Here is a 26431-nt window from a genome sequence, read left to right as displayed (position 1 = left end):
CCGGCTCGTAGCGCTGGGCCCGTAGCTCAAAGCTGTCTTACTCAAATTTCAGATCCAGTCCCAGACCTCTCAGTTCATGTACCAATACATTGAACGATTCCGGAACACCCGGACGAGGGATATTATCACCTTTCACGATGGCTTCGTAAGTCTTCGCACGGCCGATGATATCATCCGATTTCAGGGTCAGCAATTCCTGCAGGATGTTGGCTGCACCATATGCTTCCAGTGCCCATACCTCCATCTCACCAAAACGCTGTCCACCAAACTGTGCCTTACCACCCAGCGGCTGCTGTGTGATCAGGCTGTATGGTCCGATCGAACGGGCGTGCATCTTATCGTCTACCATGTGGTGCAGTTTGATCATGTAGATCACACCCACGGTGGCTTTCTGGTGGAAACGCTCTCCGGTCTCACCATCATACAGGTAAGTATGTCCGTTCCTTGGAATATTCGCCTGCTCACAGTACTCTTCGATCTGCGTGGTAGAAGCACCATCAAAGATCGGGGTAGAGAATTTCAGTCCCAGACGCTTACCGGTCCAACCCAGGATGGTCTCATAGATCTGACCCAGGTTCATCCTGGAAGGTACCCCCAGCGGGTTCAGTACAATATCAACCGGTGTACCATCTTCCATGAACGGCATATCTTCTGCACGTACAATCTTGGCAACGATACCTTTGTTACCGTGACGGCCCGCCATCTTATCTCCCACTTTCAGCTTACGCTTAACAGCCAGGTACACTTTCGCCAGTTTCAATACACCGGCCGGTAATTCATCACCGATGGAAATATTGAACTTCTCTCTCTTATAGCGACCCAGTTCTTCGTTATACTTAATGCTGTAGTTGTGCAGCAATGTGTTGATCTGGTCATCGGTCTTTGCATCACCGGTCCAGCCCAATGGGTTCACATTCTGGTAATCGATGGTAGCCAGGTTCTTGTTATTGAACTTGGCGCCCTTACCGATCAGCATCTCACCAAAGTTGTTGCTGACACCGGTAGACGCTTTGTCTTTCAACAGGGTCTGTAGTTTGTCGAGCAATAGTTCTTTCAGTGATTCTGTGTTCTGCTGGTGCACTTTCTCTACTTTCTCCAAGAGCGCTTTCTCACGGATCTTGCCATTCTTGTCTTTCTTGGCGCGCTGGAACAGTTTTTTATCAATCACCACACCTTCGGTTCCGTTAGGAGCTTTCAGAGAAGCATCTTTTGCATCACCGGCTTTGTCACCAAAGATGGCGCGCAGCAGTTTCTCTTCCGGAGTAGGATCTGATTCACCCTTCGGTGTGATCTTTCCGATCAGGATATCACCTTCTTTGATGGTGGCACCGATACGGATAATACCATGCTCATCCAGGTCTTTGGTAGCATCTTCAGAAACGTTCGGGATATCCGGGGTCAGCTCTTCTTCACCCAGTTTGGTATCACGTACTTCCAGTTCGTATTCTTCAATGTGTACAGAAGTGAACAGGTCTTCGCGAACCACTTTCTCATTGATCACGATGGCATCCTCAAAGTTGTAACCCTTCCATGGCATGAATGCCACCTGCAGGTTACGACCCAGTGCCAGTTCTCCGTCTTTGGTTGCGTATCCTTCTGTCAGGAAGTCGCCTTTCTTCACTTTCTGTCCTTTCTTCACCGCAGGGCGGAGATTGATACAGGTTGCCTGGTTGGTTTTAATGAACTTGGTCAGTTTGTAGATCTGCAGGTCATCATTGAAGCTCACCAGACGGTCCAGGTCATTACGGTCGTAACGTACATGGATTTCGGTAGCATCCACAAATTCTACCACACCATTGCCTTCAGCGTGGATCTGGATACGTGCATCACGCGCTGCTTTTCCTTCCAGACCGGTACCTACGATAGGTGCTTCCGGACGTAACAAAGGAACTGCCTGACGCTGCATGTTCGATCCCATCAACGCACGGTTGGCGTCATCATGCTCCAGGAACGGAATCAGCGAAGCACTCAAACCAACAATCTGGTTCGGCGCAACGTCCATATATTCTACTTCTTCTTTATCAAGGATCGGGAAATCACCAGTCTGACGCGATACAACCTTGTCTTCTGCAAACTCCCCTTTTTCGGTCAGTGGCGAATTGCTCTGGGCGATCTTCGCGGTATCTTCTTCTTCCGCACTCAGGAAAGTCAATTCCTTCATGTTCACTTTACCACCCGACACCTTACGGTAAGGGGTTTCGATAAAGCCCATATCGTTGATGGCGGCGTGTACGCAAAGGGTTGAGATCAGACCGATGTTCGGTCCTTCCGGTGTTTCAATGGTACACAGACGACCATAGTGTGAATAGTGTACGTCACGAACCTCAAAGCCCGCACGCTCACGGCTCAGACCGCCTGGTCCCAGTGCGGAGATACGACGCTTGTGCGTGATCTCACTCAAAGGATTGGTCTGGTCGAGGAACTGCGACAACTGTGATGTTCCGAAGAACGAGTTGATCACAGACGATAAGGTTCTTGCATTGATCAGGTCAACAGGTGTGAACACTTCGTTATCACGAACATTCATACGCTCACGGATGGTTCGGGCCATACGAGCCAGACCCACGCCGAACTGGGCATACAATTGTTCACCCACGGTACGCACACGACGGTTGCTCAGGTGATCGATATCGTCGATCTCTGCTTTGGCATTGGTCAGGCGAACCAGGTATTTGATGATTTCGATAATGTCCTGCTTGGTCAGTACTTTTTTGGTCAGCGGGTAATCCAGTCCCAGTTTGCGGTTGATCTTGTAACGACCAACTTCTCCCAGGTCATAACGTTTGTCGCTGAAGAATAATTTATCGATGATACCACGGGCAGTTTCATTATCCGGAGCATCAGCACCACGCAGCTGGCGGTAAATATGCTGAACCGCTTCCAGTTCACTGTTCGAAGTATCCTTGTTCAATGTGTTATAGATGATGGCGTAATCTCCACCCACGTCTTCTTTCTGGATGAATACGCTCTTCACTTCCATCTCAATGATGGTAGCGATCGCTTCTTCGTCCAGAACGGTGTCACGCTCCATCACGATCTCGTTACGCTCAATGCTCACTACCTCACCGGTATCCTCATCCACGAAATCTTCCACCCAGGTTCTCAGAACGCGGGCAGCCAGTTTCTTACCTACCTGGTTGGCCAGTGATTTTTTATCGGCTTTCACCTCATCGGCCATACCGAACAGTTCCAGGATATCCTTATCCGTTTCAAAACCGATGGAACGCAGCAGCGTGGTTACCGGGAATTTCTTCTTACGGTCGATGTACGCATACATCACGTTGTTGATATCGGTAGCGAACTCCATCCAGGCGCCTTTAAAAGGGATCACACGGGCAGAGTAGATCTTGGTTCCGTTGGGGTGAATGGACTGACCGAAGAATACACCGGGTGAACGGTGCAACTGCGATACCACCACACGCTCAGCACCGTTGATCACAAAGGTACCGCGGGGTGTCATGTAAGGGATGTTTCCTAAGAACACATCCTGTACGATGGTCTGGAAGTCTACGTGCTCCTCATCATTACAGCTCAAACGGAGTTTGGCCTTCAGAGGAACGGCATACGTTAATCCACGCTCCATACACTCTTCAATGGTGTAACGTGGCGGATCAATGAAATAATCCAGGAACTCCAGCATGAAAATGTTTCGCGTGTCGGTGATAGGAAAGTTCTCCTTGAACACACGGAACAAGCCTTCCACATTACGTTTGTCGGGCGTTGTTTCTAACTGAAAAAATTCTCTGAATGATTCTAACTGAATGTCGAGCAGGTCAGGGGCATCCGCTAAATGTTTGGTTTTACCGAAGCCGACCCTGTTGTTCAATGTAGTTGTAGACATATGTGTGAAAACCGGTTTTTGTGCGAAAAAAATTTGGGGAGAACTGGAAGATTCTCTTAACGTACAATCGGCTCATTCATCATTCAAACAAAATGATACAAATGTCCACCCGCTAATTAGCCCAAAAATAAGGATGGCAAAGGTAAGGAATGGGGGACAACTTAAAAAACAAATTTTGGACCAAACCACCCCGCTGTGGAAAAGAAATCACCAAAATTGGCAAGCTGTCAGGCCAGAGATGAAAAATTAGCAATCAATAATTAATAGTTTTAAAATTTATTAATTATTAATTGCTAATTATTAAATACTTAGGTTATTTTTTACCAGATTTTCGCCCTGTTTTCAGGTTTCCGGTACATTTTGTGTTTCTCGGTTACTCCGAAACTCGCATAAAACGGGTCGAAATTGGACAATGGCCCCAATACCCGGAACTCCTCAGGCGAATGCGGATCGGTCGTGATCCCGGTACGTACATTCTCCGGACGGTTTACAATACGCCAGGCCTGGGCAAAACCCAGGAAAAAACGCTGATCAGGTGTAAATCCATCGATTTTTTGATCGCTCCTGCCCTGTTCTGTCAGTTTAAAAGCATCCCAGGCAATGGCCAGGCCACCGATATCCGCCAGGTTCTCTCCCAGTGTCAGCGCTCCGTTCACATGCAGGCTGTCCAACACCACATACTGGTTATACTGGTCCACAACGGCTTTTGCCTTTGCCTGGAACATGGCCCCGTCTTTGGCGGTCCACCAGTCTTTCAGGTTACCCTGTGCATCGTATTGCCTTCCCTGGTCATCAAAACCATGGGTCATCTCATGACCGATCACCAGGCCAATGGCGCCGTAATTGATGGCATCATCCGCTTTCCCATCGAAAAATGGGAACTGCAGGATCCCGGCTGGGAAAACGATCTCATTGAAAGTAGGGTTGTAATAGGCATTCACGGTAGGTGCGGTCATACCCCACTCCGTCTTATCCACCGGTTTGCCGATCTTCTGGATGCTTTCCTGGTAATCATGGCGGGCAATACTGCGGTTATTGGCATAGAAGTCGTTGCGACTGATGTTCACATCCTCATAACTCTTCCATTTATCCGGGTAACCGATCTTTTTCAGGAATGCTGCCAGTTTTTGCTGTGCCCGTTGTTTGGTGGTATCACTCATCCAATCCAGCTTGGCTATGCGTGCCTTGAATGCGGTTTGGAGGTTGTTCACCAGTTCATCCATCCGCTTTTTGGATTCGGCCGGAAAATATTTCTGTACGAACAGTTGCCCCATCAGGTCTTTCAACCCATTGTCGGTCATGCTCACCATTTTCTTCCAGCGGTCCGGCTGCACTTTGGCGCCGGAGAATAGTTTACTGAACGAGAAACGTTCATCCCGGAAAGCCTTGCTCAGCAAGGCCGCATTGCCGGAGATATAATCGAACTTCACTTTCTGTTTCCACACGTCAATCGGTTGCGATACCAACAGCGCGCTCAAAGCCTGGTAATACCTGGGCTGGGCCACATTCACGCTGTCTGTACGGATCCCCATTTTCGCAAGTACATCGGTCCACCCGATATTGGGTGCCAGTTTTTCCAACTGTGCCAACGATAGCTTATTGTAATTCTTTACCGGATCTCGCTGTTCCACGGGTGTCAGATGCGATTGTGCGATCAGCGTCTCCAGTGCCAATACTGATCTTCCTGCTTTCTGCGCGGCATCCGGCGCCATACCGGTAAGGGTAAAATAGGTAGCCGCATGTTCGGCCAGCTTGTTCCGCTGGTTCACCGTGATAGAGTCTGTTTTGGTGTAATAGTCCTTTTCAGGAAGCGAGGTACCGGTCTGGTACAGCACCAGGATATTCTTCACACTGTTGCGTTCATCGGCGCCAACATAGAAACCGATCAGGTCGCCATTGCCTTCCCTGGCATTTTCTGCCAGCAGGCTCATCAGTTCCTTGTGGTCCTTTACTGCATCGATTTTGGCCAGCATCGGTTTCAACGGCTCATAACCGGCTTTTTCGATAGCTACCGTATCCATACCACTCGCATAAAAATCGCCCACTTTCTGTTCAATGCTGCCCTTGGGATGGTCTTTTTTGGCCGACACTTCATCCAGTATCGTGCGCATTTTGGTAAGGTTATCCTGGTACAGGGTATAAAAACTGCCCCATCCGCTCTGGTCATCGGGGATCTTGGCATTTTTGATCCAGCCGCCATTGGCATACCGGAAGAAATTATCACCCGGATGCACGGTCGTGTCCATCCCGCTGGTATCAAAGAAAGCTTTGTCGGATCCAGACCTGCTTTTACAGGAAACCAGTACCAGCAAAACACCCGCCATCAGAAGAGTCATCTTTTTCATACAGTGGTTTTAGTGACTGTAAATATTACGAATCATAACGATATTTCAAAACCGTTGGTCAATGGTGGCGTCAGGCGGGAGTCGGCAATCGTGAGTAGTGAGTAGGCAGTAGGGAGTATTTGTGAATAGACAATTGTGAATGGTGAATGGACCAATTGACTATTCACCATTCACAATGGCCTACTCACTACTCACGATTGACGATTGCCCATTCACACAAAAAAGCCGGTGAGCAAACGCTCACCGGCTATATTTTCTCAGCGAAACAGTAATTATTTCACTTCCACTTCAGCACCAGCTTCTTTCAGCTTAGCTACTAAATCATCAGCTTCAGCTTTAGAGATACCTTCTTTTACTGGTTTTGGAGCGCCGTCAACCAGGTCTTTTGCTTCTTTCAGACCCAGGCCGGTCAGTTCTTTAACGATCTTAACAACGCCCAGTTTGCTTGCACCACCGCTAACGAGGATCACATCGAAAGATGTTTTCTCTTCAACAGCTGCAGCACCACCGCCGTCGCCACCTGCTACCACTACTGCAGCAGCAGCTGGTTCGATACCGTAATCAGCTTTCAATACATCAGCTAATTCCTGAACTTCTTTTACTGTTAAGCCTACTAATTGTTCGGCTAATGCTTTAACGTCTGCCATGTGTTTTAAATTTTTTCCGTCTTCATATCACGTTTCTGTGTGATCCGACGGAGGGTTTAAAAAAATTTGATTCTATTAATTTGAGAATTTGACAATTTGAAAATTTGACAATCTTCAAACACCAGCATCCCAGTTAATCCTTGTTTCTGAAACCTGAATCATGTGCCTTCATTTTCAAATCAGCACATTTTCACATTTTCAAATGACTACTCTGCCGCAGCACCTTCAGCCTGCTTCTCATGGTGTTGGATCAAACCAGCCAGTACACGTTTTGCAGGAGACTGCAGTAAGCCAATAACTTCTCCGATGAGTTCGTTCTTGGTCTTGATCTTGGTCAGTGCAGACAGTGAATTGTCACCGGTGTACACATCCCCATTGATAAAAGCTGCTTTCAGAATCGGTCTGTCGCCGTTGCTTGCCTTACGGAAAGAACTGATGATCAGAGCCGGCTCCTTAGGGTTCTCAGAGAACATCAGGGCGGTTACATTGTTCAGGGCTTCGTAAACACCTGCATACTTCTCAGCATCCAGGGATTCCAGCGCCTTTTTGATCAGGGTGTTCTTCGCAACCTTCATCTCAACCTGCTTGTCAAAACAGGTGCGACGCAGTTTGGAAACCTGCGCTACCGTTAAAGATTCTGTATCGGTAATGTAGAAGTTATTGTATTGACTGAACTTTCCTTTCAGAATTTCAATCACTTCATTTTTTTGATCTTTTGTCATAACTAATCTTTTTAAAAACCCGGGTCATCTCACGCCGTTGGCGTGATCACCAGGATTAGTTCATTAATGATTTGGTGTCTAATGTGATACCCGGGCTCATGGTGCTGGCCATGCTGACTGCTTTCAGGTAGGTTCCTTTGGCAGCAGAAGGCTTCAGTTTGAGGATCGCATTGATCAGTTCTGCACTGTTCTCAGCGATTTTCTCAGGTGCAAATGAGATACGGCCGATAGAAGCATGTACGATACCCGCTTTATCCACTTTGAAAGCGATCTTACCACCTTTCACCTCATTTACGGCAGCAGCCACATCATTGGTAACAGTACCGGTCTTAGGATTCGGCATCAGGTTACGTGGTCCCAATACTTTACCCAGTTTACCGATCTTAGGCATTACGGCAGGAGTAGCGATGATCACATCCATATCTACCCAGCCACCTTCGATCTTGGTGATGAACTCATCCAGACCTACATAATCAGCTCCGGCTTCTTTGGCAGCAGCTTCTTTATCCGGTGTACAGAGAACCAGAACTTTTTTGGTTTTACCGGTACCATGTGGTAATGATACGGTGCCACGCACCTGCTGGTCTGCTTTCTTTGGGTCTACACCCAAACGGATGTGCAGGTCAACAGAGCTATCGAATTTGGTGCAATTGATTTCTTTAACGAGTGCTGAAGCATCTTTCAGGGAATACGCTTTGTTCTTATCCACCTTGGCTGCAGCTACTTTTCTTTTTTTAGTAATTGACATTTTTTACTGTTTTAAGGTGAATAATTAGTTTTCCCAGGGAGCTTTACCTTCTACAGTCAAACCCATACTGCGTGCAGTACCGGCTACCATGCTCATGGCGCTGTTCAGGGTGAATGCGTTCAGGTCAGACATTTTATCCTTGGCAATAGCTTCTACCTGTTCCCAGGTTACTTTACCAACTTTCTGACGGTTACTTTCCTTAGATCCGGTCTGGATTTTGGCGGCTTCCATTAACTGGACAGCAGCAGGAGCGGTTTTGATGATGAAGTCGAAAGACTTATCAGAATACACGGTGATCAAAACAGGAACTACTTTTCCCATTTTGTCCTGGGTTCTTGCATTGAATTGTTTGCAGAACTCCATAATGTTCACACCCTTAGAACCGAGTGCGGGGCCCACTGGAGGCGCAGGATTGGCTTGACCGCCTTTCACCTGCAGCTTCACGAAGCCAGAGATTTCTTTTGCCATTTTTTTAAGATTTAATTGGTAATAACGTCCCGCTTTCAGCGGGACTCCCAAATTCAATCATTCTTTATCTAAAGAACTTTTGGGGCGGCAAAGGTAAGGAACTGTTTGGGAAAAACAAAGAATTGAGGGGGTTTGGTTAAAATAGTTAAAGAGGTTAAAATGGGTTAGTTAGAAGGGGTTAAAATGGGTTAGAAGGGGTTAAAATGGTTAAAGGGGGGGGATCTGAAGCTGTAGCCACCCTCTTTAACCATTTTAACCCACTTTACCGAATTTAACCCATTTTAACGATTTTAACCCTTTTAACGACTCCCCCCAACAATATACTCCTACAAAACAAGAATTCCCTTAGCCTGAACCACGATCTCCTTTTTGGCCTCGGTGATCTTAGCGATCTCTTCCTTGCTTTTACCGGCATCTTCCGCAAAATGGCGGAGTTGTTCCACGGTGGTCAGTTTTTCGTCAGCGATACCGTTGATCACGATGGTTTTACCGTTCAGTACCAGCGGGACCAGGAATTGATGGTCCTTCATTTTCACCATCATACTGCCATTGGGCGATTTCACCTTGATCCAGCAGCCTTCTTTCTCGCATACCTCGGTAACCACTCCTTTCAGCTTAACAGTCATTTCTTTGTTCTCTTTTTTGCTGTCCATGATGGAGTACAACTGGTCTACCGAAATGGCGTTATCGGCGGTAGTGGCCTGTCCAAATACGGTACCCGCTTCAGCCGGCACTTTCGGAGGTTGCGCCTGGGCAGACAATCCGGTAAACAGTACGGACAGGATCAACAATGTTTTTTTCATATGACTCATTTTACTCAAAATTAAAGCATTAGGGGGTTCATAGCCCCTAAATTACCTGAATGGCCGGCAAACAAAAAAGCCACTCCGTATGGAATGGCTTTTTGGCTATATCGTGTGTTTTTAGCTTAATTTTTCTACCTGCATGTAACTCAGTTCTACCGGAGTGGAACGTCCGAAGATTTTCACGGTTACTTTCAGTTTTTTCTTCTCGTCGTTCACGTCTTCGATCACACCATTGAAATCGTTGAATGGACCCTCGATGATCTTGATGGTTTCACCAACGATGAACGGCTCACTCATGGTCACGCCCTGGTCGTTCAGTTCATCCACTTTACCCAGCATCTTGTTCACTTCGCTTTTGCGGAGGGAGATGATGTTTCCTTTGGATCCCTTACCGTCTGTGAGGAAGTGCATCACGTTGCTGATGTTGCTGATATGCTGCACCATGTCATCATTCAGTTTGCCATCCAGCACTTCCATCATCACGTATCCGGGGAAATAGTTCTTCTCGCGCATCACTTTTTTACCGTTCTGCACTTTATATACCTTCTCCATCGGGAGGAAGATCTGCTTGATAATCTCCTGCCAGCCGCTACGGATGATATCCTTATCAAGGTACTCCTTTACTTTACGCTCCTTGCCGCTCACCACGCGCAATACGTACCATTTGGTATCGGCCTGCGGCGCTGCGCTTTCAGGTAATGAGGTATCTACTACTTCTTCCATGTGTTTTACTTAAATAATGAATACACCAGCTTTAACAACTGGTTACTGGAGAAATCCATCACCCATACCATTGCTGTGATGATGACGGTAGCTACCAGTACGATCACCGTGCTCTGCTGCAACTGCATCCAGGTAGGCCAGGTCACTTTTTCCAGCAACTCGTGGTAACTCTCTTTGAAATAGGTAGCGATCTTGTTCATAGAACCAATTTGACAATTTGTGAATTTGACAATTTGAAAATGCCGTTCCGGCGAAAGGAATTTTCGAATTCGAAATGCTCATTTTCAAATTGTCAAATTACCTGATCTTCAAATTACTCAGCACGGGCACTAGGATTCGAACCCAGATCGAAGGTTTTGGAGACCTTAATACTAACCGTTGTACGATGCCCGTAGAAAGCTAAAAGCTGTCCGGAATACCGGAACAGCTTTTAGAATATGTTACAAATGTAATAGAAAAAACATTTGCTTGAAGCTAAAAGCTTGGAGCTTACAGCTTATTTGATGATTTCAGTAACCTGACCGGCACCTACGGTACGTCCACCTTCGCGGATAGCGAATTTCAGACCTTTTTCCATAGCGATCGGAGCGATCAGTTTTACAGACAGGTTGATGTTATCACCTGGCATTACCATCTCTGTTCCGGCTGGCAGGGTAACTTCACCAGTTACGTCTGTGGTACGGAAGTAGAACTGAGGACGGTATTTGTTGAAGAATGGAGTGTGACGTCCACCTTCTTCTTTGCTCAGTACGTAAACCTCACCTTTGAATTCAGTGTGCGGAGTGATGGTACCTGGCTTACAGATTACCATACCACGACGGATATCTTTTTTCTCGATACCGCGGAGCAGCAGACCTGCGTTATCACCAGCCTGACCTTCATCCAACAGTTTCTTGAACATTTCCACACCAGTTACGGTAGAAGTCAATGGAGCATCGATCAGACCTACGATCTCAACAGGCTCACCAACTTTGATGATACCACGCTCGATACGACCGGTAGCAACGGTACCACGACCAGTGATAGAGAATACGTCTTCAACTGACATCAGGAATGGCATATCGATCGGACGGGGAGGCAGTGGGATGTAAGTATCAACAGCATCCATCAGCTCTTCCACGCATTTAACCCATTTTTCTTCACCAGCCAGTGCACCTGTAGCAGAACCTTTGATGATCGGAGTGTTATCGCCATCAAAGCCTTTCTCAGTCAGCAGTTCACGGATCTCCATTTCTACCAGTTCCAGCAGTTCAGGATCGTCAACCAGGTCAACTTTATTCATAAAAACTACCATACGAGGTACACCTACCTGGCGGGCCAGCAGGATGTGCTCTCTGGTTTGTGGCATAGGACCATCGGTAGCAGCTACTACCAGGATAGCGCCGTCCATCTGGGCAGCACCGGTAATCATATTCTTCACATAGTCAGCGTGACCAGGACAGTCAACGTGCGCATAGTGACGGGTTGCGGTTTGATATTCAACGTGTGCAGTATTGATAGTGATACCACGCTCTTTTTCTTCGGGCGCACCATCGATCTCATCATACTTTTTAGCCTGCGCCAGACCTTTCTGCGATAAGATGCTTGTGATGGCAGCAGTTAAAGTGGTTTTACCGTGGTCAACGTGACCAATGGTACCAACGTTTACGTGAGGTTTCTCCCTCTTGAAGGTCTCTTTAGACATTTTTATCGGTTTTTAGTTGTGTTTAAAAAATTGATGGCTTTACAGCCTTTTATGTTATGATTGTTCCCTTTCAGGATCTCCGCACAATACCTGTTCCTCATTTCGTTACTGAGCCGTTGGTGAGAATCGAACTCACGACCTCTTCCCTACCAAGGAAGTGCTCTACCCCTGAGCTACAACGGCTTAACTCAGTTTGCCATCTAACAGTTTGCAGTTTGAACCACAGACCACAGATCACAAACAACAGACTGCTCTGAGCGGAAGACGAGGGTCGAACTCGCGACCTATAGCTTGGAAGGCTATCGCTCTACCAATTGAGCTACTTCCGCTTGTTAATTTGAAAATTTGAGCATGTGGTAATTTGATGATTACCCTTCCTCTCAAACGCCAAATGTTTACAAAGAACTGATACTCCTTTTCAAATTTTCTCCCGCATAAGCGGGATCAAATTTGAACTGTGGGCAGAGTAGGGTTCGAACCTACGTACTCGTGAGAGAACAGATTTACAGTCTGTCGCCTTTAACCGCTCGGCCATCTGCCCAAAAAAGGTTTGTGGTTTGTGGTTTGTGGTTTGTGGTCACCACAAACTACAAACCACAGACTACAAACTGTGACGCTAGAGCCGAAGATGGGACTCGAACCCGCGACCTGCTGATTACAAATCAGCTGCTCTACCAGCTGAGCTACTTCGGCGTACACGATTGTAACCAGTAACGTCGGAAGGTGAAAATGGTGGTTTTCGGCCCTTTTATCCGTCGTCCAGAATTACAAAACACAAAGAACTATCCCATTTTTTGGGATGGCAAAGGTAATGGAAAACTTAATTCAGCAAAATTTTGAAACGAAAATTTTCAGGCAGTTTTCAACAGGTTTTTCAACGTAGCCCGAAAAAGCCCGTTTCAGGGTAGTTGTAAATGGCTTTTTCGGGGATTTCCAGGCGAATAAAACACCGGAACCGAATCGTGCGGAACCACCCGGTTATCCGTCTCCATACTGTCTGAAAAAACCTGCCCGCCAACCCTGAACTCATAACTGATCATCAGCCTGCCGGCCGCAACAGTCCTGCGTTGGGTGATATGCGCCCTGGTTTCCCCCTCCCGGGAAGAACAGGCCGCAAACAGGCAAAAACCGGATAAAATCAGGCATATTCTCATAGTATCTCCCCCAATAAAAAAGCTCCCCGTTGTGGCGGGGAGCTTTTTTAAAAAAAATTAAGCTGCTTGTTTTTCTTTTTTTCGTTTTATCTGTGAAACAATGGACTCCATTGCGCTGTCGAAAGACTCTTCAAATGATTTTGTAGACGCTTTGGCAAAAAAATCGTGCTTAGGAACATGTACACTGATCTCCACTACTTTGTCTTTGATTGTATGCACCACATTGTCCAGCTTCAGGTAAATATCCACTTTCAGGATCTTGTCATGAAAAGTGCTCAACTTTTCAACTTTACGGTTTACATACTCAACCAATTTGTCGTCTGCGTCAAAATGCACAGTTTGAATGTTAACGTTCATGGCAACTCACGTTTAATCGGTGAAAAAATAATATTTGAAAGAACTTTTTTTTGATTTTCAGGACACCTTATCCGTATCCGTTGTTTCTACCCGTAAGGTACAACTATATCAAGGAAAGAACAAGAAATGTATTCGTTTTTTTAAAGATTTATGACGCCCTTAAGATTTATGCTTTGGGATGCGCTTTCTGAAAAACCTCTTTCAGTTTTTCGATCGTGTTATGCGTATAAATCTGTGTGGCTGCCAGACTGCTATGTCCCAGCAATTCCTTTACAGCATTGAGTTCTGCGCCATTATTCATCAAATGCGTGGCAAAACTGTGACGCAGTACGTGCGGACTTTTTTTCTGGATAGTTGTTACCTGCGCCAGGTGTTTTTTTACAAACGCATACACGGAACGCGGTTGCAAAGGTTTCCCTTTTTCTGTTACGAAGACCTGCTGAATTCCGGACTCTTTTATCGGTTTATCCTGCACATAGTCCTTTAATGCCTGCATCAGTTCAGCCGATACCGGCAGTATCCTTTCCTTATTACCCTTACCCAATACTTTTACCTGCGATTGCGCAGCATCCAGCTGCGATTCCTTCAGGTTGATCAGCTCGCTTAAACGCATTCCTGTGTGGTAGAACAACTCCAATACCAGGCGCTCGGTCCTGCCCTGCCAGTCGTCGGAGAATGCCACATGTTCAAACAGTATGGCCATGTCTTTCTGCTCCACAAAAACCGGCAACCGTTTGTTCACCCTGGGGGCGGTAACGGTGGTCATCGGCGTCTGCTGCAGCGCGCCCGTCTTCATCTGGTATTTAAAAAATGACCTGAGCGTAGATATCTTACGATTAATGCTTTTAGAACTAATTCCCCCCTCTTTCAGTTCTGCCAGCCAGCTTCGGATATACATGGATGTGACCTTGTTCAGCGCCGGCGCATCGAACTGGCTGGCCAGGTAGGCAAAAAACTGCTCCAGATCGTTCTGGTACGACAACAGGGTATGCTGCGAGTACCTTTTTTCAAATTTGAGGTAATCGAGAAAGGGCTGTAACTGCGGGTACTGAGGTATGGACATAAAAAAAGTAGCCTAAAGTTAGTGAACTCAGGGCTACTTAGTATGGTTAAGCCGGAAAACGGGGATTATCCCTCGATCTTTCCGCTGGCTATATTCTGCTTGTAGATTGCTTTCAGGATCTGTCCGCGGCGAACTACGGAAGGCTTGGTGAAAGCCTGGCGCTCTCTCAGTTGCAGCAAAGTTTTACTTTTTTCAAACTTCTTCTTGTACTTCTTGAGCGCCTTGTCGATGTTTTCACAATCTTTTGAATCGATGATAAGCATAGCTATTATACCTCCTCAGGTGTTTTTTAGGACGGCAAAGATAGGGATTGATTTGGAAATACCAAATATTTGGAGGGCTGGATGCTGGATACTGGATGCTGGATGCTGGATGCTGGATGCTAGGGGCTCGAGGCTGGAAGCTGATAGCTGGTATAAACGGGTGCGGGTTTCTCGATTTTCGAAATTAACTTGCAGGCATGTTTACAGGAATTATAGAAAATACGGGCAAAGTAGCCACTATCTCCCCCAGGGGGACCAACCTCAGCTTCTGGATAAGTTCTCCCATTTCCGATAAGCTGAAAGTTGACCAGAGCGTGAGCCATAATGGGGTCTGCCTGACCGTTGAGGCTGTGGAGCCCGGCCGTCACCTGGTGACAGCCATTGAGGAGACCCTGAAAAAGACCGAATTGGGCAACTGGCAGCCTGGTACCGAAGTGAACCTGGAAAGATGTATGCTTATGAACGGACGGCTGGATGGCCATATCGTACAAGGCCATGTAGACACAACTGCCCTCTGTACCGCCCGCAGAGAACTGGCCGGCAGCTGGGAGTTCAGCTTCCAGTTCCCCGCCGAATTTGCCCACCTGGTGATCGAAAAAGGCTCTATTGCCGTGAATGGAACCAGTCTGACCTGCTTTAACGTTACCCGCGACCATTTCACCATTGCAGTAATCCCTTATACCTACGAACACACCAATATCCACCAGCTAACCGTAGGTTCCCGGGTAAATATTGAGTTCGATATCCTTGGAAAATATGTGCAGCGCAGGTTTGAAGTGAGTCGTGAATCGTGAGTAGTCAGTGGTGAGTAGGGAGTTATAGGGAAGCACTTACCTGTGAATTGTCAATTGTGAATTGTCAATGGGTAATGGTGAGAGGTCTAAGGTGAGCAGGACTACGAACCTGGCCGCCAACCCAAAAATTCACAATTGACAATTCACCATTCACACCTCACGATTCACGACTGACGATTCACGCCTCACGAGGTAATGGATTTCCCCTTCAATGCGCCACTGATGGCTGCGTCCATGGCCCTTTCGGCGAAGGGACGGGTGACTTCGTTCAGTTCTTCTATCTTGGTATGGATCAGGTTCTTATCGTCCATGGTCAGCGCCAGTTGCAGCGCCTGCATGGCAGTTGCCGTGGCTGTGATCTCCTCTTTGGTCAGAAGCGCCGCATTTTTACCGATAAATTTTTCTGTCACATCCAGGATCTGCTCCCCTTCTGTACGGGCTTCTACCAGGGCACGCACCTGCATGTCCTCTTTGGCATGCGTAAGGCTGTCCATCAGCATTTTCTCCACTTCTTCATCGGTCAGGCCATATTGGGGTTTCACTTCGATCTCCTGCTCCACCCCACTGCGTAATTCTTTCGCTTTTACCACCAGGATACCGTCGGCATTGATCAGGAAACTCACTTCTACCTTGGGCAGACCGGCAGGCATACCGGGTATACCTTTCAGGCTGAATTCGGCCAGTTTGCGGTTATCCTTCACCAGGTCGCGTTCTCCCTGGAATACGGAGATCCGCATATCGCTCTGACCATCTTTCTGCGTTGTATACTGTCGCCCCACTTTGGTAGGGATCTTGGCATTACGGGGGATCAATACATCCATCAAACCACCCATGGTCTCAATACCCAGGCTCAATGGGGTGATGTCCAGCAATAAGAAATCCTTGTTATTGCCGGCAAGGATATCGGCCTGTACAGCCGCTCCCAAAGCCACCACTTCATCCGGGTTCACCGAATCGTTCACGGGTTTGCCAAAGAATGCACTGACCGCATTTTTAACGGCAGGCACACGGGTACTGCCCCCTACCATCACGATGGTGTCGATATCGGCCGTAGTCAGTCCCGCATCTTTCAGGGCATTACTGCAGGATTGCATGGTCTGTTCGATCAGCGGGCGTATCAGCGATTCAAAGGTTTCACGTGAAAGTGAGAGTTGGTCGCCATTCCAGTCAACAGAGAAACTGTCCTGGCCGCTCAACTGTTTTTTGGCTTCTTCGGCGCGCAGGCGTAGTCCCTGTGAAAGTTCCTTGTTCTGTTGCAGCTCTTCCAGGGTGATACCGGCCTGTTCCATCCAGTATTGTACAATGGCCCTGTCCATGTCATCACCACCCAGGTAAGTATTCCCATTGGTGCTCAGCACTTCAAATATGCCATTGCTGATGCGCAGGATGGAGATATCGAAAGTACCCCCGCCCAGATCGTAAACCGCAATTGTCTTTTCTTCGTCCTTATCCATGCCCAGACCATAGGCCAGGCTGGCGGCAGTTGGTTCGTTCACAATGCGCAGCACGTCCAGTCCGGCCAGTTTACCTGCATCGCGGGTAGCCTGACGCTGGGCATCGTTGAAATAGGCCGGCACGGTAATCACCGCTTTGGTCACAGGTGTTTTTAAAATATGTTCCGCCCTTAGTTTGAGTTCTTTCAGAATATACGATGAGAGGTCGATGGGCGAATAGAACTGGTTACCCACCTGCACTTTTACCAGGCTGTCGGCATCATCATCGATCACTTTATAGGTAAAGAACCCGGCGTTCTCCTTGATGTCCTTGAAACTCTTTCCCATGAGCCTTTTGGCGCTGAAAATCGTGTTCTGCGGATCGGTTTCCATGAATGCCTTGGCAGCCTCGCCAACGGTGGGGTTACCAAAACCGTCGAAGTGTACAATACTGGGCACCAGGCTGCTGCCATTGTGCTCTTTCAATGCCACCGGTTGTTTGCTTTCCGGATGGATGATGGCCACCAGGCTGTTGGTGGTACCCAGGTCAATGCCCACGATCATTTCTGCCTGCTGTAAACTTCCGGTTGCTATGTTGATGCCTATTTTAGCCATATCTCTATTACAAATTACAGGGTACGAAGTTGGATTCCTCTCAAAAATTAACTGCGAAAGTAAGCCTTACCATTGCTTATCGGTTGCGAATTCAGGAATGAATGCGGTATAGGCAACCTGCCGGATACATCCCGCTTGTACAAACCTATATTTCCACCAGTTGTGTCCTGCTCAGGTAATCGTGCAGGGGTTTTCCCAATATGGGTATGAAGAACAGGTCGATAATGGTGAGCCTGACAAGACTGCGTACCAGGACCGCCGGAACAGATGCCCTTTTGCCATCCAGGCCCACCACTTTGGAATACGTGAACCATTTGCCCGGTGTACGGGAAAAGATAGATTCAAAAAGGAAATAATACACGAACAGGATCCCGAAAAAGAACCAGCCAAAATGATAGTAAGGATAACCCCAGAATTTCACATACCAGTTCCATCCCTTGAAACTGAAATAGGCCAACGCAAAGATGATCGCGGTATCGATCAAAAAATTCAAGGTACGGGTGCCGTCGCCAACTGTTCTCATGCTGCAAATGTAGTAAATCATGCATCGTGAGACGTGAATCGTCAGTTGTGATTGGGCAGTCGTGAGGCGGCAATTGCGAATGGACAATGGCCAGCCCCTCCTCCATTCACAATTGACAATTCACAATTCACAATAACTGACGACTCATGCCTCACGACTCACGATTACCCATTACTCCCTATTACCTACTCACCACTCACGACTGACGCCTCACGATTGCCCATTCACCACTCAGTTTCCTTACTTTTGCGCAAACAGCAACAGAGATGAACCTGATAGAAGAATTACAGTGGCGGGGTATGATACAGGATATCATGCCGGGTACAGCAGAATTATTACAGAAAGAGACCGTTTCGGGCTATATCGGCTTTGATCCTACTTCAGACAGCCTGCATATCGGCAGCCTGGTACCCATCTTATTGCTGGTTCATTTACAACGTGCAGGACATAAACCCTATGCGCTGGTTGGCGGCGCCACCGGTATGGTGGGTGACCCCTCGGGCAAAAGCGAGGAGCGCAACCTGCTCAGCGAAGAAGTGCTCCAGTTCAACCAGGCCGGTGTTCGTAAGCAGCTGGAAAAATTCCTCGACTTCACCCCAGGCAAAGCCAATACGGCCGAGATGGTGAACAATTACGACTGGTTCAAGGATTTCCGTTTTCTCGATTTTATCCGCGATGTGGGCAAACACATCACCGTGAATTATATGATGTCGAAAGACAGTGTGAAAAAACGGCTGGACAGTGAAGTGGGCATGAGCTTTACCGAGTTCACCTACCAGCTGATACAGGGCTATGACTTCTACTGGCTTTACCAGCACAAAAACTGCAAACTGCAGATGGGCGGCAGCGACCAGTGGGGAAATATCGTGACGGGTACGGAACTGATCCGCCGCAAAGCAGGGGGTGAAGCCTTTGCCTTTACCTGTCCGCTGATCAAAAAAGCGGATGGTGGCAAATTCGGTAAAACGGAAAAAGGCAATGTATGGCTCGATCCGAAAAAGACCTCCCCGTACCAGTTCTACCAGTTCTGGCTGAATGCCAGTGATTCTGATGCCACACAGTGGATCAAGATCTTCACATTACTTCCCAAGGAAGAGATCGATGCTTTACTGGCCCGGCAGGAAGCGGCGCCACATGAGCGTGCCCTGCAGAAAAAACTGGCGGAAGAAATCACTTCTTTCGTACACAGCCGTGCCGATTATGAGTTTGCGGTGAAAGCTTCGGAGATCCTGTTTGGCAATGCCACTACCGAAATACTGCAGTCTTTAACGGAAGAACAACTGCTCCAGGTAATGGAAGGAGTACCCACCATCGAGATCAGCAAAAGCTTACTGGATACGGGTTACGATATGGTAAGCTTCCTGGCCGACACGCAGATATTCCCCAGCAAGGGCGAAGCGCGGAAAATGTGGCAGGCTGGCGGACTGAGCCTGAACAAGAACAAGATCGGTACCGACAAAACACAAGTGACCAGTGCAGACCTTTTGAACAACCAGTACCTGCTGGTTCAAAAGGGTAAAAAGAATTACTACCTGGTAAAAGCAGTATAAACGAACTATTTAACAACCGAGCCTTTGTGAGAGAATACCATCAAAGGCACGGTTATTTTATTTTGTAAGCGCAGACATTACTGCTGCGTAACGCCTGCCGATCTCACGCGCGGAAGGACTGTTAAAATGCAGTGAATCGCCGCGATGCTGCAGGCCATGAGTTTCTACATAACCACAAAATGGGGTAACGGTCACCACGTTTTTGATGGCTTGATTCACCAACTGTTTATCGTGGTTGGCTTCTGTTCTGAAATGAGCAATCTCCCCGGCCACAAAAGGCAGTTGAGGCTTACCCAGATCGCTACGGAAGCGCTGGATCAGCGTAGTTAATTTGGCTTCGTATCCACTGCTCAACCTGGGATTACAATCACTTTCACCCTGATGCCAGATAATACCTTTCAGTTCTCCTGCCGGCATTGCTTTCTTAACCCGCCGGATAGCATCATCATAAGGGTAGCATTGGGTAGCTGAATCATAGGCTCCGGGTTGCCAGAGATCGATACGACTACCCCCAACAGCAGCAGGTACCAGGTAAATATCTACCGAAGGATCGGACTGCTGTAATGCATTCGCGAAGGCAAAACCAGGCCCTACACCCACCACTTTGGGTTTGTCGAAAGCCAATGGCTCCCTGGCAGGCACCCATTGCCCGTCTTTGTTCAGCATCCAGATATGCGGGTTGATCGCCGTATCAATAGCTTCTACCGTGCCACGGCCGGCCATATTTGACTGACCCGCCAGCAGATAAATATGGACTTTTTTTCCGGCAGGATCCTTTTGTGCAATCGCCAGGGTGCATAACTGAATACCGATCAGTAAACAAAGGAACTGCTTCATAACCTGTATTTAGCTGTTGATTTATTGAACGGTCTTGATCACGTTCCACATCTGTTCTGCCACAAAGAGGTTACCTGTATGGGTCAGGTGTACCCGGTCGGTGGTGAGGATACCGGATTCTTTGTTCTGTGGATTATTCTTCAGGTTATAGTTGATGAATCCCGCACGCAGGTCTACCAGCGGAATGTTTTTCCTGGCTGCAAAGGAACGTATCCAGTTACTGTACTGGTTCAGGTCGCCGTCCTGCTGGTTGGAGTTATCGGTTTTTTCGCCGATCACGGCCGGGGTACAAAGCACCACTTTACTGCCTGCGGCCTGTAGTTTGTTCACCACAGCTTCGTAAAAACGGCCGAACTTGTTATAATCGGTACCTGTTCCGCTGGAAGTCTTGTGCCACACATCATTCACGCCCACATAGATCACCACGATATCTGCATTGTGTTTGAGCACATCCGATTCCATGCGCAGGTACAGGTCATAGATTTTATCGCCACCGATACCGGCACCAATGAGCTCATATTTATCACTCCCCAATTCCCGGTTGATGAGGGAATCCATGAGTCTGATATACCCTCCGGGATTAGCCCCTGCCTGGGTGATGGAGTCGCCAAAGAATACGACTTTCTTTTTCTTATCAAAGTTGAATGACATAAGGATCATGCTGGTTACAAATACGGCAATAAGGATGAGTTTGCTGGTCATAATTGATTTTATTGTGAATGGTGAATGGGTAAGGGCTAGTCGTGAGACGTGAATCGTCAGTCGGCAATCGTGAATCGTGAGTAATGCAGGTACTGCATCCCCTAACTCACCACTCACCACTCACGATTCACCCTCTCGGCCCTAAGATACTGATTTCTGGTCCACGCAAACAGGGTCTGTATCCATCGATTTTGGCCGGCAGGCAAAAGAATCCCCGGAGAAGCGGAAAAAATTTGGAACAATTGTTGCCCCACCCTATTTTTGCACCCCATTCGATAAGAATGTGCGGATTGCCCGATAGTATAAGGGTAGTACAACTGATTTTGGTTCAGTATGTCGTGGTTCGAATCCATGTCGGGCAACAAAAGGGAAAGATGAAAATCTTTCCCTTTTGCATGTATACTACCCCCTTACCTGGATGATTTCTTTATCTAAAATTACTTCGGGCAGAGCAGACAGATTTTCATGTAGTGTATAAAAAAATACACTGCTGCTTTGCCTTTCCTTACTGTCGGAATCCGGTTTTTATGGTATTACTACTGTTCTTCGCAAAGTCCTCTGCCGAGAGACTTTGCGGCCGGCCGGACATGCATGAAACAATGAAAATCAATTAATTGCCCCCTTAAACCAGGAAACATTCAAAATCTGGCACGGTATTTTCATCTACCTGGATATAAATGATCTACTATGAAAAAGTTATGTACACTGGTTCTATTATTGACCACCCTTACTGCAGTTACCCCGGCTCAGGCCCAGGTAAAACTGAACGTGAACATCAATATAGGCAGCCAGCCCGTTTGGGGGCCGGTAGGTTATGATTATGTTGAATATTACTACCTGCCTGATATTGATGTGTACTACTATGTACCCGAACGCAGGTTCATTTACCTGGAAGGCAATCGCTGGGTATTTGCCGCCAGCTTACCGGGCCGTTATCGTGGCTTTGATATTTACACAGGCTACAAAGTAGTGATCAACGAACCCAGGCCTTACCTGCGTGCCGATGTGTACCGGATGAAATATGCCCCTTACAAAGGTGGCCGTGGCCCCAAACAGGTCATTATCCGCGACAGCCATGATAATCGATACAAGCAGAACGGCCCTTCCAACAACCCCCATGACGACAGGGGTAATGGAAAAAACAAAGGCCGCGGCAAAGGACATGGCAACCATTAATGCATTATCTATGATCAACCACTATAAAAGCAGGCAATATGCCTGCTTTTATTTTAATGGAGTGACCCCATGATTATTGCCCCGGGTAGACCACTGATAGTTTTGGAAAAACGCTGCATCAGTTGCTGTGACCAGCTATAGCCATCCATCCTTACCGGTATTGCCAATCCGTCACCTGCCAGGTTTCGGCATCCAACAAACTTCACATTGATAATCAACCGCTTATCTTGACCCGTTCGTGAATGCTTACTAACTCGTTGATTACCCGTACTTAATTCACAGATAACCCGTAGATAACCCGCAGATAACCCGCCTATAACCCGCCTATGACCCGCCTCTTTAAAGGAGGGGGTCATCAGGGAGATGCCCACAGTTGATTGGCCGTTTATCAGCGAAGGATACCTGCCTAGTAACCGTAAGGAAGCTGCTCAGGTCATTACACAAATACGGGGCAGCTATGCAATAATCCTGCGACCAGGCAGACAAGCACTTCTTTCTTTCTGCCATCCATGGGTTAGGTTTTTCCGTTGTTTTTTGTTTATCAATCAGCAGGATAGCACTTCCGATCCGTTGTTTTCTGTTGTACCTTTATGGAGCCTATTTGACAGACTTTCCTGAAGCACTCCCCCCGCTACTTCTCAAAGCCATGCCTTTGGACATCAACTGAAAGGAAACACTTCTTATCTAGTCAAATATCTACTGCCATGAAACGGACGATACAACCGATGTTATGGTTTGTTGGATCAATGCTGCTGTTCAGCATGGTGCCAACATCCTGTACAAAAGACACTGCCTGGACAGCTCCCGCCAATATACAGTTAACCGAAGCCATAAGAACCCGGCTGGTAGCAGCAGCCGACAGCGTATTCAAAAAAGGACAGACACCGGGCATGATCGCCATCCTATCGGCAGATGGAGAAGAAGACCTGATCCTGAAAAGAGGTGTTGCCAATATGGCCACCGGTGAACCTATGAGCGAGAACAGTTACTGGCGCATTGCCAGCAACACCAAAACATTTGTGGGTGCAGCGGTGCTGTTACTGGTGGAAGAAGGAAAAATAAACCTGGACAGCTCTATCTCCTTTTACCTGCCGGAATATAAAATACCCAAAGGCAACCGGATCAAGGTTCGGATGCTGGGTAATATGACCAGCGGTCTATACAATTATACCGACGATGACCATTTTTGGCGCCGGATGAATGCCGATCATTTTATCAAGACCTTTCCACCGGATTCCATGCTGGCCATTGCGTTCAGTCGCCCCAATAATTTTGAACCCGGCACTCAATACGAATACTGTAATACCAATACGGTTCTGCTGGGCCTGCTGATGGAGAAAGTGACCGGCAAAACTGCCCGGGCCGTGATAGAAGAAAAACTGCTGCAGCCCCTGCAGCTAACCCATACCTACTGGGGAGGCCCCTACTTTGTGAGCACGCCCTATATTCATGGCTACAACAAGGATTACAACGCCATACAGGATGCGACTAACTGGAACCCTTCCTGGGGATATACGGCAGGCGCCATGATCTCCAATTTTGCCGATATGAAGATCTGGGCCAGAGCAGTGGCAGAAGGCAGTTTGTTATCAGAAAAAATGAAAAAGGAACGATTTGGCTGGATCGGCAACTATTATGGTTTCGGTGTCATGAAAGCAGGCCCCTGGATCGGCCACTCCGGTAACATTCCGGGATACAACTCGCATGTTCTTTATGATACAGGCAGAAAAATGGCTCTGATCATCCTGACCAATATGGATAGCGACACACCGGTAGAATCTTTTTCAGAAGCATTCAGGACCATCCTTAATTGAGTTCCATTGTTACGAATCAATGATACCTGTTGTTCCCCGCACCAGCTATCAACTTTATTGTTTATCTTATACACCTATGAAAACCCTTTTACGAGAAATCCGTAACTGCACCGTTTGCAGCCAGTACCTTCCGGATGGTCCCAGGCCCATTGTTGCTGCCAGCCGCAAGAGCAGACTGATCATTATTGGCCAGGCTCCCGGAAAACTGGTGCATGCCACAGGCATACCCTGGAACGATAAGAGTGGTGATAACCTGCGCAACTGGCTGGGTATCGACAGAACTGTTTTTTACGATGCTGATTCAGTTGCATTGATTCCTATGGGATTCTGTTATCCCGGAACCGGCAAACATGGCGATCTGCCGCCCAGGCCCGAATGTGCACCTTTATGGCATCCACGCTTATTCGATCTGCTATCGGAGTCGCGGTTAACCCTGTTGGTTGGTCAGTATGCGCAAAACTATTATCTGGGTAACAAGGCCAAAAGCAATCTCACAGAAACTGTGCACCATTTCAGGGAATATCTGCCGGCATATTTTCCTTTACCCCATCCTTCTCCCAGGAATAATATCTGGCAGGCAAAAAATAAATGGTTCGGGGAAAAAGTTTTGCCGGAACTAAGAAAAAGAGTGGCTGCCTGTTTTGCCTGACCCTTGCCACTGCCAGGTATACGACTTCCCAAAGTTGACTCATATTGCTTTTTGTGTGATGCGGTATATGCCTGACATTTATCGAACAAAACAGCATTGCACATGAAGATTGCGCATCTGACCATCGCCGAAATCGACACCGTTTTTGACCTGTACAGGATAGCAGCCGATTACCAGCGAAGCAAACAGACGGTAGTAGTATGGCCTGAATTTGACCGGACAATGGTGGAAACAGAGATCAGGGAACAACGGCAATGGAAACTGCTGATCGATGGTCAGATTGCCTGTATCTGGGCAATTACTTTCAGTGATGCGCAGATCTGGGAAGAACGAAACCGGGATGCTGCCATCTATATACATCGTATCGCCACCCATCCGGATTTCAGGGGACGGCATTTGGTAAAACAGATCGTTGCCTGGGCAAAAGATTACGCCAGGCTGCACCATAAAGCGTATATCCGTTTAGATACGCTGGACCGGAATACCGGCCTGATCAAACACTATACAGCATCGGGCTTTACCTTTCTGGGTATGTTCGATATGCAGAACACAGAAGGGTTACCCGACCATTATCACGGGAAACCCGTTTGCCTGTTTGAGATCCCGCTATAAACCGGTCATGAGGGTTTGATTTTGGCGGATCTATTTGCTAATATTGAAGTGCAAAGGATCTTCTTTACCCTCATATTGCCTTGTTATGATAAGTCGCAACAATACCGTTACCGATGTGCCTTCCTATATTGCCGGTTTTCCGGCTGGTACCGCTAAACTGCTGAAGCAACTCAGAGATACCATACGCAAAACTGCCCCCGATGCTGAAGAACTGATCAGTTATGGCATGCCGGCATATAAATACCAGGGGGTACTGGTGTATTTTGCGGGATACGAGAAACATGTGGGCTTCTATCCTACCCCTTCCGTTATCAAGGAGTTTGCCGGGAAAATATCCCGGTACAAGTATTCAAAGGGCGCTGTCCAGTTTCCGCTGAATGAACCTATTCCGGTTACATTGGTGACACAGATGGTCAAATGCAGGCTCAAGCAGAACCTTGCCAAAGCGGCGATGAAAAAAGCTGCCAAATGAAACCTAAACAAAAAATGCAGGAAGTTTCTTTCCGCGATACAGACGAATTTCTCGACTACCTGCCTGCTGACGAACGGAAGATCACTGAGTTGTTACGCCATATCATATTGAGCTGCGATTCCCGCATCACAGAAAAACTTTCCTATAATGTACCGTATTACAAACTGCACAGGCGGTTCTGTTTTATCTGGCCTGCTTCCATATTATGGGGAAAGAAAAAGAGTTATGAAGGGGTTCGGCTGGGATTTACTTCGGGGCACCTGCTCTCCGATGTAAGCGGTTACCTTGCCCAGGGTAACCGGAAATTCGTATCGTATAAGGACTTCCGGTCTGTTACAGAAATAGATGCGGATACACTCAGGACCTATTTGTACGAAGCGCTGGCAATAGATGAAGATGCTGCCAGAAGCAAAGGTTCCCGCAAGTTTTGACT

General features: G+C 47.4%; 26 protein-coding genes and 6 tRNA genes. 9 read left to right on the top strand and 23 right to left on the bottom strand.

Annotation, left to right across the window (positions count from 1 at the left end; translation table 11 throughout):
• Positions 1-37 precede the first annotated feature (37 nt).
• From rpoB to rpsU, 19 genes are all read right to left on the bottom strand, one after another.
• Entirely contained in the window at positions 38-3841 is a 3804-nt protein-coding gene (gene rpoB / locus ACH3Y6_RS10965) for a DNA-directed RNA polymerase subunit beta (RefSeq protein ID WP_490835652.1), read from the bottom strand.
• Between the two features lie 320 nt (positions 3842-4161).
• On the bottom strand, positions 4162-6186 hold the full coding sequence (locus ACH3Y6_RS10960; protein WP_490835651.1) for a M13 family metallopeptidase: 2025 nt from the start codon (positions 6184-6186) through the stop codon (positions 4162-4164).
• A gap of 272 nt (positions 6187-6458) precedes the next feature.
• Positions 6459-6833: a 50S ribosomal protein L7/L12 gene (gene rplL / locus ACH3Y6_RS10955; protein WP_490835650.1), complete on the bottom strand. Its 375-nt coding sequence runs from the start codon at positions 6831-6833 to the stop codon at positions 6459-6461.
• 206 nt (positions 6834-7039) lie between these two features.
• Entirely contained in the window at positions 7040-7555 is a 516-nt protein-coding gene (gene rplJ, locus ACH3Y6_RS10950) for a 50S ribosomal protein L10 (RefSeq protein ID WP_490835649.1), read from the bottom strand.
• A gap of 55 nt (positions 7556-7610) precedes the next feature.
• Positions 7611-8303 carry a 50S ribosomal protein L1 gene (gene rplA / locus ACH3Y6_RS10945; RefSeq protein ID WP_490835648.1) on the bottom strand — a complete coding sequence of 231 codons (693 nt, stop codon included), beginning with the start codon at positions 8301-8303 and terminating at the stop codon, positions 7611-7613.
• Between the two features lie 24 nt (positions 8304-8327).
• Positions 8328-8771 (bottom strand): 50S ribosomal protein L11, encoded by a 444-nt coding sequence (gene rplK / locus ACH3Y6_RS10940; protein WP_490835647.1) that lies wholly within the window; start codon positions 8769-8771, stop codon positions 8328-8330.
• A 326-nt stretch (positions 8772-9097) separates the two neighbouring features.
• Positions 9098-9574, bottom strand: a complete 477-nt coding sequence (locus ACH3Y6_RS10935; RefSeq protein WP_490835646.1) for a DUF4920 domain-containing protein — start codon at positions 9572-9574, stop codon at positions 9098-9100.
• A 120-nt stretch (positions 9575-9694) separates the two neighbouring features.
• Complete coding sequence (gene nusG / locus ACH3Y6_RS10930; protein ID WP_490835645.1) at positions 9695-10300, bottom strand: transcription termination/antitermination protein NusG; 606 nt, start codon at positions 10298-10300, stop codon at positions 9695-9697.
• 5 nt (positions 10301-10305) lie between these two features.
• Entirely contained in the window at positions 10306-10500 is a 195-nt protein-coding gene (secE, locus tag ACH3Y6_RS10925) for a preprotein translocase subunit SecE (protein WP_490835644.1), read from the bottom strand.
• 121 nt (positions 10501-10621) lie between these two features.
• Positions 10622-10693 (bottom strand) — tRNA-Trp (locus ACH3Y6_RS10920).
• Between the two features lie 103 nt (positions 10694-10796).
• Positions 10797-11984 carry an elongation factor Tu gene (gene tuf / locus ACH3Y6_RS10915; RefSeq protein WP_490835643.1) on the bottom strand — a complete coding sequence of 396 codons (1188 nt, stop codon included), beginning with the start codon at positions 11982-11984 and terminating at the stop codon, positions 10797-10799.
• A gap of 111 nt (positions 11985-12095) precedes the next feature.
• Positions 12096-12167, bottom strand: a tRNA-Thr gene (locus ACH3Y6_RS10910).
• 73 nt (positions 12168-12240) lie between these two features.
• Positions 12241-12313 (bottom strand) — tRNA-Gly (locus ACH3Y6_RS10905).
• A gap of 129 nt (positions 12314-12442) precedes the next feature.
• A tRNA-Tyr gene (locus tag ACH3Y6_RS10900) sits at positions 12443-12525 on the bottom strand.
• 79 nt (positions 12526-12604) lie between these two features.
• Positions 12605-12677, bottom strand: a tRNA-Thr gene (locus ACH3Y6_RS10895).
• Positions 12678-12883: 206 nt separating this feature from the next.
• Positions 12884-13138 carry a DUF3592 domain-containing protein gene (locus ACH3Y6_RS10890; protein WP_490835642.1) on the bottom strand — a complete coding sequence of 85 codons (255 nt, stop codon included), beginning with the start codon at positions 13136-13138 and terminating at the stop codon, positions 12884-12886.
• A 57-nt stretch (positions 13139-13195) separates the two neighbouring features.
• A complete protein-coding gene (gene hpf, locus ACH3Y6_RS10885; protein WP_490835641.1) occupies positions 13196-13495 on the bottom strand; it encodes a ribosome hibernation-promoting factor, HPF/YfiA family in 300 nt (99 codons plus the stop codon).
• A gap of 166 nt (positions 13496-13661) precedes the next feature.
• Complete coding sequence (locus ACH3Y6_RS10880) at positions 13662-14558, bottom strand: tyrosine-type recombinase/integrase (protein ID WP_490835640.1); 897 nt, start codon at positions 14556-14558, stop codon at positions 13662-13664.
• A 65-nt stretch (positions 14559-14623) separates the two neighbouring features.
• Positions 14624-14821: a 30S ribosomal protein S21 gene (rpsU, locus tag ACH3Y6_RS10875; protein ID WP_490835639.1), complete on the bottom strand. Its 198-nt coding sequence runs from the start codon at positions 14819-14821 to the stop codon at positions 14624-14626.
• A gap of 197 nt (positions 14822-15018) precedes the next feature.
• Here rpsU and ACH3Y6_RS10870 point away from each other — a divergent pair, with 197 nt between their 5' ends.
• Entirely contained in the window at positions 15019-15615 is a 597-nt protein-coding gene (locus tag ACH3Y6_RS10870) for a riboflavin synthase (protein ID WP_490835638.1), read from the top strand.
• A gap of 185 nt (positions 15616-15800) precedes the next feature.
• On the opposite strand, the gene hscA is transcribed toward ACH3Y6_RS10870, so the two are convergent.
• Together hscA and ACH3Y6_RS10860 are read right to left on the bottom strand one after the other, a co-directional pair.
• Entirely contained in the window at positions 15801-17663 is a 1863-nt protein-coding gene (gene hscA / locus ACH3Y6_RS10865) for a Fe-S protein assembly chaperone HscA (RefSeq protein WP_490835637.1), read from the bottom strand.
• 145 nt (positions 17664-17808) lie between these two features.
• Positions 17809-18186 (bottom strand): RDD family protein, encoded by a 378-nt coding sequence (locus ACH3Y6_RS10860; RefSeq protein ID WP_490835636.1) that lies wholly within the window; start codon positions 18184-18186, stop codon positions 17809-17811.
• 266 nt (positions 18187-18452) lie between these two features.
• On the opposite strand from ACH3Y6_RS10860, the gene tyrS reads away from it, so the two are divergent.
• Entirely contained in the window at positions 18453-19736 is a 1284-nt protein-coding gene (gene tyrS, locus ACH3Y6_RS10855; RefSeq protein ID WP_490835635.1) for a tyrosine--tRNA ligase, read from the top strand.
• Between the two features lie 57 nt (positions 19737-19793).
• Here the strand turns inward: tyrS and ACH3Y6_RS10850 are convergent, their stop codons facing one another.
• Positions 19794-20573 (bottom strand): sialate O-acetylesterase, encoded by a 780-nt coding sequence (locus ACH3Y6_RS10850; RefSeq protein WP_490835634.1) that lies wholly within the window; start codon positions 20571-20573, stop codon positions 19794-19796.
• A gap of 21 nt (positions 20574-20594) precedes the next feature.
• Entirely contained in the window at positions 20595-21275 is a 681-nt protein-coding gene (locus ACH3Y6_RS10845; protein WP_490835633.1) for an SGNH/GDSL hydrolase family protein, read from the bottom strand.
• Between the two features lie 291 nt (positions 21276-21566).
• Here ACH3Y6_RS10845 and ACH3Y6_RS10840 point away from each other — a divergent pair.
• From ACH3Y6_RS10840 to ACH3Y6_RS10810, 7 genes are all read left to right on the top strand, one after another.
• Positions 21567-21637: transfer RNA gene (locus ACH3Y6_RS10840), tRNA-Gln, on the top strand.
• Between the two features lie 325 nt (positions 21638-21962).
• Complete coding sequence (locus ACH3Y6_RS10835) at positions 21963-22451, top strand: hypothetical protein (protein ID WP_490835632.1); 489 nt, start codon at positions 21963-21965, stop codon at positions 22449-22451.
• Positions 22452-23155: 704 nt separating this feature from the next.
• Complete coding sequence (locus ACH3Y6_RS10830) at positions 23156-24265, top strand: serine hydrolase domain-containing protein (RefSeq protein ID WP_490835631.1); 1110 nt, start codon at positions 23156-23158, stop codon at positions 24263-24265.
• Between the two features lie 76 nt (positions 24266-24341).
• Positions 24342-24914, top strand: coding sequence for a uracil-DNA glycosylase family protein (locus tag ACH3Y6_RS10825; RefSeq protein WP_490835630.1), 573 nt, complete (start codon positions 24342-24344; stop codon positions 24912-24914).
• Between the two features lie 102 nt (positions 24915-25016).
• Positions 25017-25526 carry a GNAT family N-acetyltransferase gene (locus ACH3Y6_RS10820; protein WP_490835629.1) on the top strand — a complete coding sequence of 170 codons (510 nt, stop codon included), beginning with the start codon at positions 25017-25019 and terminating at the stop codon, positions 25524-25526.
• Between the two features lie 85 nt (positions 25527-25611).
• On the top strand, positions 25612-25998 hold the full coding sequence (locus tag ACH3Y6_RS10815; RefSeq protein ID WP_490835628.1) for an iron chaperone: 387 nt from the start codon (positions 25612-25614) through the stop codon (positions 25996-25998).
• Positions 25995-26429 carry a DUF1801 domain-containing protein gene (locus ACH3Y6_RS10810; RefSeq protein WP_490835627.1) on the top strand — a complete coding sequence of 145 codons (435 nt, stop codon included), beginning with the start codon at positions 25995-25997 and terminating at the stop codon, positions 26427-26429. Before ACH3Y6_RS10815 ends, ACH3Y6_RS10810 begins: the two co-directional genes overlap by 4 nt.
• Positions 26430-26431 lie beyond the last annotated feature (2 nt).

It is taken from the genome of Sediminibacterium sp. FW305-C-269, from assembly GCF_058231045.1.
The sequence above is the reverse complement of the archived record's forward strand: the minus strand, read 5'-3'. Positions and strand labels throughout refer to the sequence as shown.